Annotated in this window: 6 protein-coding genes; 1 reads left to right on the top strand and 5 read right to left on the bottom strand. The window is 58.0% G+C overall.

The genetic code is table 11. The annotated features are described in order from the left end of the window. The coding region (locus AAAB35_RS02640; RefSeq protein WP_340666681.1) for an aldehyde dehydrogenase family protein at positions 1-954 on the top strand (954 nt) is incomplete at its 5' end. A gap of 576 nt (positions 955-1,530) precedes the next feature. Here the strand turns inward: AAAB35_RS02640 and AAAB35_RS02635 are convergent. From AAAB35_RS02635 to AAAB35_RS02615, 5 genes are all read right to left on the bottom strand, one after another. After that, entirely contained in the window at positions 1,531-2,262 is a 732-nt protein-coding gene (locus tag AAAB35_RS02635; protein ID WP_340666680.1) for a GntR family transcriptional regulator, read from the bottom strand. A 716-nt stretch (positions 2,263-2,978) separates the two neighbouring features. Continuing rightward, on the bottom strand, positions 2,979-3,731 hold the full coding sequence (locus AAAB35_RS02630; RefSeq protein WP_340666679.1) for an amino acid ABC transporter ATP-binding protein: 753 nt from the start codon (positions 3,729-3,731) through the stop codon (positions 2,979-2,981). Positions 3,732-3,748: 17 nt separating this feature from the next. Beyond that, positions 3,749-4,714, bottom strand: a complete 966-nt coding sequence (locus AAAB35_RS02625; RefSeq protein ID WP_340666678.1) for an amino acid ABC transporter permease — start codon at positions 4,712-4,714, stop codon at positions 3,749-3,751. 22 nt (positions 4,715-4,736) lie between these two features. Continuing rightward, a complete protein-coding gene (locus AAAB35_RS02620; protein ID WP_340666677.1) occupies positions 4,737-6,020 on the bottom strand; it encodes an FAD-binding oxidoreductase in 1,284 nt (427 codons plus the stop codon). Positions 6,021-6,098: 78 nt separating this feature from the next. Continuing rightward, the gene (locus AAAB35_RS02615) at positions 6,099-6,926 is read right to left on the bottom strand and encodes a transporter substrate-binding domain-containing protein (protein WP_340666676.1); all 828 of its coding nucleotides are present in this window, start codon (positions 6,924-6,926) and stop codon (positions 6,099-6,101) included. Positions 6,927-7,211: the final 285 nt, after the last annotated feature.

Raw genomic sequence — 7,211 nt, 5'->3', positions numbered from 1 at the left:
CTCGCCCCAGCCCTCGCCGGAGGCAATACGGTGGTATTCAAGCCGTCCGAACAAACGCCGCTCACCGCCTTGAAAATGGCGCGCCTGCTTGCGGCCATATTGCCAGAGGGCGTGGTGAATATCATTCTCGGCCGCGGGGAAACGGTGGGAAATGCCCTGATCAACCACCCGAAGATCGCCATGGTCTCGATCACTGGCGATATCGCCACCGGCAAGAAGGTCTTGCAGGCCGCAGCAAAGACCGTGAAACGCACCCATCTTGAGCTTGGTGGCAAGGCGCCGGTGATTGTCTACGGCGATGCTGACCTTGAAGCGGTCGTCAATGGCATCCGCACCTTTGGCTATTACAATGCCGGCCAGGACTGCACGGCGGCCTGCCGCATCTATGCCAAGGACAGCATTTATGAGCGGCTCGTGGCTGATCTGACCGCCGCGGTTTCGACAATTCGCTACAATGACGCCGACGATACCCTCAACGAGATCGGGCCGCTGATTTCAGGTCGTCAGCGCGATCGGGTCGCAAGTTTCGTCGAGCGGGCGAGCGAACAAAAGCATATCGAGATCACGGCGGGCGGCAGCGCCGGCAGCACGAACGGCTTTTTCTTCCAGCCGACCGTTGTCGCCGGAGCCACGCAGGAGGACGAGATCGTGCGCCGGGAGGTCTTCGGACCCGTCGTTTCCGTGACAAGGTTCAAGGAGGACGAAGAGGCCGTCACCTGGGCCAATGACAGCGATTATGGCCTCGCCTCATCGGTATGGACGCGTGATATCTCCAAAGCCATGCAGGCCGCATCGCGTCTTCAATATGGCTGTACCTGGATCAATACTCACTTCATGCTGACCAATGAAATGCCGCATGGCGGCGTCAAGCAGTCGGGCTACGGCAAGGACATGTCCGTCTATGCCTTGGAGGATTATACGGCGGTGCGCCACATCATGATCAATCACGGGTGAGCTGGGAGCGGGCGCGCCCTTCGCGTCTGCTTACGGTAAAGGCGGGGCGACCTGTCGATCTGTCCTGGCGCTCGTCCCAAATAGAAAGGATAAGGCGGACGGGACGGTTTTCTCGCCGTGCTCACGACCCATCTCGGCCTGCCAGCGCCAAAGGTACGAGTATTCGATGACGCTCCCCGGGGATGGCCTGTCCCGTCAGTCACGGTCGTCTGCCGTATCTTCAGCGTCGAGCCGATCGATCTCGTTTAGGATCATGGTTTGAAGTGCAGGCGGCGTCTCATCAATGCTGAAGGCGGCGTGGATCATTCCCTTTCATCAGCTTGGCAAACGTCTTGGCGGAAATAACAACGACACTCTCTCTCGGCCGTTGCCGTTGAACTTTTATATCAGACGCACGTGCTTGACCGCAGACGAAAAGAATGAGGTGGGGTGTGTGCGAATTGCCTCGCGGCGAACATTTTTTTCGCGGATCGCGTGCATGATACGGCCGCGGGCGCAATGGTTTGCATTCTGATCGAGGTGCGAGCCGCTGCAGGCCGGTTTTAAACCAGCATCCGCCCGACACCAAGACTGCTCCTACTTGCGCAGCAAACTGAACGAAAAATGGCTACCCCGGTGATAATCCAGCGCATAGATGACGGGCATGCCAACGTCGTTGTAGGCTGTCTCCGTAATCAGCAACGCCGGTCCAAAATCACGCAGGTCGTTACGCTCGACGACCTCAATGGGCAACATGACCGCGGTGACGGACGCTGAGGACATGCGCGGGCGCTGCCTGTATCTGTCGAGCAACTCCAGCAGCGAACCAGTCCAGTCGATGTCGTAGAGTTTTTCGGGAATGATGGAGCGGGAAAGATAGTCAATGCCGTAGAGGATCGGCTCGTCATTTTGCAGCCGCAGGCGCTCAAGCCGGATGACGCGGTCACCCGCGCCAAGCTTCAGGCGTTGAACGAGAGTCTTGTCCGGCAGTTCCTCCGAAATCGACAGGATCTTGTTGGTGGGCCTGTAGCCGTAATGGTGCGTCATTTCGGTGACGCTTTCGAAGACCGTTATCGGCCTGTCGACCTGGATGGCTGAAATGGCCGAAACAAACCGTCCTCTTCCATGCTCGACATAGATCTGGCCATCCTGTTCCAACAATTTCAGTGCCTCGCGCAGCGCCGGTCGGGAGACCTTGAACCTGGCAGTCAGCTGCGCTTCCGTCGGCAGCTTGTCGCCTGGCGCCAGCTTCTCGTTCTGAATGAGCCCGGCAATCCTTTCCCTCAGCCGGTTGACCAGGGTGCGCGCATCACGCAGGGGCTCTTCCAATTGGACCTCGCTAACACTCAATCTTGCCTCAGGGATCCTTGTCTGACAATTGCACCAACGTCAAGTCGCGGGCCCAATGGAGCTAAAGCCGAAAACTTACTAAAGAAACCCTGTAATCAAGGGCTATTTTCCCGACAGAGAGCTGTGCAGCCCAATGGCGACGATGTCAGTTGTCTTACACCTTTGTGATGAGTGAGGCGGTAGCATCCATGCTGAATTTCGATGAGACGAGATATTTGCGCATTCAATCGGGCGCCGTGGCCATGGCCAAACGCTACGACTGCGTGATTGGCGCATGTATTGAGGCCGGTGCCGAAAACATCTTCTTATCGGGGACCGGGGCCGCAATCCTAATGCAACTGGCCGCCCCAGCGTCAACCGCGATTTCCCACCTTCATCGATATGCCTGCAGAATTGATCCCTAACCGGCCCCAAGACGCCAAACTCCAGATCCATCGCATCATGCCCTCCCTTTCCGGAACCACGAAGGAGAGCGTGCCCATGCCGGCTGAAGGAGATTGGAGCAACCGTCCCTTGTCGGCCATGAGGAAACGCCTCTCGGCAAGGGCGGGGATCATGCCAGCGCAACGCCTTGCTGGCGTGCGTTAACGCCGGTCGGCGATGCAGCTGCCGTCACCTTGCACGCATATGGGCGGGTCCAGGCAGGCGCCTCGCCCGCAGTGAGTCTTGGCCCGGGTTGTTAAAAATGCGCTTGTTCAGTGCAGAATCTGACTGAGGAACAGGCGGCTTCGCTCGTTCTTCGGGTTGTCAAAGAAATCGGCCGGCTTAGCTTCTTCGAGGACGCGGCCGCGGTCCATGAAAATCACCCTGTCCGCAACTTGCCGGGCGAAACCCATCTCGTGCGTTACGCACAACATCGTCATGCCATCGTCGGCGAGCGATACCATGGTGTCGAGCACTTCCTTGACCATTTCTGGATCGAGCGCAGAGGTGGGCTCATCAAAGAGCATTACTTTGGGACGCATGCACAACGCGCGGGCAATCGCCACGCGCTGCTGCTGTCCACCGGAAAGCTGCACGGGATATTTGCTCGCCTGTTCGGAAATGCGTACGCGCTCGAGGAAATGCATCGCCACTTCGACGGCGTGCTTCTTCGGCATCTTGCGTATCCAGACGGGCGCGAGAATCAGGTTTTCAAGAATTGTCAAATGCGGGAAGAGGTTGAAATGTTGGAAGACCATGCCGACTTCGCGTCGGATCTTGTCAATCCTGCGTTCATCGTGTGTAAGCTCGATCCCGTCGACGACGATCCTGCCCTGTTCATGCGTTTCAAGGCGATTGATGCAGCGGATCAGCGTGGACTTTCCCGAACCTGATGGACCACAGATGACCACCCGTTCACGTGGCCTGATGGCAAGGTTGATGTCGTCAAGCGCGTGAAAGCTGCCGAACCATTTGTGAACACCTTCCATTTCGATGCCAGTGGCGAGATGCGCGGCCTTGCTCATGTCGGTTACCTTTGCGGTCAGCGTTTAAGGGAGCGGCCGAAATGCTGCTCAATGCGAGCCTGGATGATTTCCAGGCCGATCGACAGCAGCCAATAGATCATCGACGCCGTAATCAGCATCTCGATGTGCCGAAACTCTTTCTGGCCGAGCGTGCGGGCGAGATACATGATTTCCCAGACACCAACGACTGAAACGAGCGAAGAGTCCTTGAGCATGGCGATGAACTGATTGCCCGTCGGCGGAATGATCACACGCATCGCCTGAGGCAGTATCACCAGGAACATCGTATGGTTGGGACGCAGGCCGAGCGCCGTTGCCCCTTCGGTCTGACCTTTGGGAATGCTCTCGATTCCGGCGCGAAAAATCTCGGTCATATAAGCGCCATAGCAGAGCGAGAGTGCGAGGATACCGGCCGGGATGGCGCCGATCACATAACCCACCTGGGGGAGTCCAAGGTAGATGATGTAAATCTGCATGAGCAAGGGCAGCCCGCGAAACAGCGACGTATAGAAACTTGCCAGACCGTAGATGACACCATTCTTCGACAGCTTGGCGATGGCACCGACAAGGGCGATTACAGTGGCGATGGCAATCGAAACCACAGAGATATAAAGCGTCGTCACCACGCCCTGTGTGATGAGAAACCCGATCTTCTTTGCGATGAAGGTGAAACTCAGATCAAAGGAATAAAAGAACAGGAGCAGAAGAGCGAATAGTTCGGCCCACACCGCGCCGATTTGGTAAGTGCGCGGCAGCATACCGAGCAACTTCCAGTTCACGGCAATCAGCAAGGCGATGATGATGGCCGTGATGATGCGCGCCATCTGCGGCGAGGCCTCAGCCTGCAGGGCCGGAAACACATCACCGACCCAGGCGCCGCTGACGCCCATAAAGTAAAGAAGCATGGCGACGACGACGATACCGACGACGACGACGATCCGGTTGACCATTTTCGGATAAGACAAAATGAGGGTTGCGATCATGGCAAGATCCTGAAATCCCGGGTCAAATGGAGGACCGTTCGCGCCACCAATCCTGAGCTTGAAGCTTCCAGTAGGTGAGTTGCGCGGCGGAAAGGCCGGCCAGCCCGCCAGCCCATACAAGCCCGAAGGGTTTGAATAGTTTATAGCGTTCCGACTGATCGAGAACGGCCTCGGCGATCAGTTTGCCGCCGATAGCCGTCGTGTTCAGCCCGTGCCCGCCGAATGCGGTGCAGTACCAGACATTGGCTTGAAACTGACCGATCTGCGGCATCAGGTGCCTGGCGTAGGACATCAATCCCGACCACGACGTCTCGGTCTTCAGCTTTTTCAGTTGCGGGTAGGTGCCCGTCATCTCGCGACGCAATTCGTTGGCGAGCACAGCCGAGGAAGCTGCCCTGGTGGTAATGCGCCCTCCCCACAAAAGGCGCTTTCCCCCGTCGACAACGCGGTAGTAGTCCCCTGCCCGTCGGTTGTCACCGATGGCGTCCGTCGTTGTGATGGCCTCGCGAATAAGTTCAGGGGCTTCTTCCGACAGCATGACATAGGTTGCAATCGGCAGGTAGCTTCGCTTGAGTTCCGGAATGAGACCGGTCGTATAACCACCCGTGGTCACAACGATGGTTCTTGCCTTGACCAAACCGGCTGCGGTGCGCACCAGCTTTTCGGCCTTTGAAAAATCATTCGCTGTTGCGGCACTTGTCTCAAAAATCCTGCCGCCAAGCCGCTCCACTTCAAAGGCAACGGCGCGCAGGTAGTTGAGGGGGTGAATGTGGAATGCATTCGGATCGCGCAGTGCCTCGAAATAGCGTTTGGAATGGAGGACACTGCGGACCTCATCGCGGCCCATATAGTCGACGGAATAATCAAATTCGCGCGCAAGGTAGGCCGCGCGCGCCTTGAGGACCTCGCTGTCCGGATAGCGCAACACGCTCATGATCCCGTGGACGGGGGCGGCAGTGCTGATCTTGAGCTCCTCAATGGTGCTGCGGACGAATGTCATCCCCTCGATGGAGAGTGCATGCAACGCCCTGGCGTTCGCCGCGCCCGCCGCGCGTTCGATCGCCTCTGCGCCGTTGGCGTAGCCGGGGCTGACAAAACCGCCATTGCGACCCGATGCCCCCCAGCCAACACGCCTGGCTTCTAGTAAGACGACTGACTGCCCGGCCCGCGCCAGCTGCAATGCCACCGTCATGCCGGCAAGGCCGCCGCCAATGATACAGGTGTCGCATTCGACAGTGCCGGAAAGGGACGCGAACGTCCGGTCGTCAGCAAGCGTGCGGCGGTAGAACGTATCGATGTAGCTCATTGTCTCTCTCAAATCGGGCAAGCACAAAAGAGATCCGAAGGCGGCAGCGCAAAGTGCGCCGCCGCGAACGCCAAGCGATCAGTTGGCGCTATAGTCCTTGCCGTACCACTTGGTGGTCAGCTTCGCCAGCGTGCCATCAGCCTTCATCGAGGCAATCACTTCGCCAACCTTGGCGGTCCATTCCTGGTCGCCCTTTTCGGCTATGACAACGAGTGGCTCGCGGAAGGCGTACCCATCGTCGAGAATGCGCACGGGATAGCCATTCTTGATGGCGTTCTGCGCTGTCTGCTCCGGAGCAATGACGGCGTCGAGGCGAACACCATCGCCGAGGCGCAGATCATCAAAGGGCAGCATGGAGTCGGCAAATGTGCGAACTTCCCCCGGTTCGAGCTTGTATTCGACGGGCGGCAGTCCCGGCGCATCGATTTCGAGCTGTCTGCGAATGAAATCTTCCGACGTGGTTGCCGTTTCAACGCCAATGACCTTGCCGTTCAAATCGGCCACGGATTTGGCCTTGCTGTCCTTGTGCACGACATAAACATAGGGACTGTAGTAGTAGACGGATGCGAAATCGATCACCTGGGCACGCGCTTTTGTCGGCGTCACGGATCCGACGCCGACGTCGTAGCGCCCCTGCCAGCGCCCACCTGTCAAGGTCGCCCAGTCGGGCGTCTGAAAGGAAACCTCGACCCCAAGGCGCTTGCCGATTTCCTTGGCCATGTCGATGTCGAAACCGACCATCTCATTGTTGTCGTCAAGGTAGCTCTGCGGAGGCCAGCTGCTGTTGGTGGCAACCACCATCGCCTTCTTGCTCATCACGCGGTCCAGCGTTGCGCCGGCATGCGCCGATGTCGACATCGCAACGGCGACGGCGCCCATCGTTAGAAATTTCAGAACGGTTCTCACTCTCTTCCTCCTCGTTGAACGCCAAGCCGTGCTCCCACACTTCTGTAAGACGTCAGACAAATAAGAAATGCGCCGGGCGATCCCATGGAGTCAAGTACCGCGAATGGGGCGGCCGCGAACAACTATGACAAAGTTGTTGCCAATTGCTGATGAGTTCATGCCCTTTATGCATGCTTGAAATGCGCCGTGGCTTACCGCGAGCACGGGACGTTGTCCTCGCGGCGCCGCCATGCTTCGCAATCTGGGCTGGTCAAGGCGATGTCGCTGGCGGTGCCAGTCTCGGTG

It is taken from the genome of Phyllobacterium sp. (genome assembly GCF_037994425.1).
Taxonomy (GTDB): Bacteria; Pseudomonadota; Alphaproteobacteria; order Rhizobiales; family Rhizobiaceae; genus Phyllobacterium.
Note: the sequence above shows the minus strand (reverse complement) of the source record. Positions and strands in the feature narration are given on the sequence as shown.

Coding starts and splice junctions, on each gene's coding strand:
- AAAB35_RS02620 (WP_340666677.1), bottom strand. CDS start 6,020: ATGAGCTACATCGATACGTTCTACCGCCGCACGCTTGCTGACGACCGG.
- AAAB35_RS02630 (WP_340666679.1), bottom strand. CDS start 3,731: ATGAGCAAGGCCGCGCATCTCGCCACTGGCATCGAAATGGAAGGTGTT.
- AAAB35_RS02625 (WP_340666678.1), bottom strand. CDS start 4,714: ATGATCGCAACCCTCATTTTGTCTTATCCGAAAATGGTCAACCGGATC.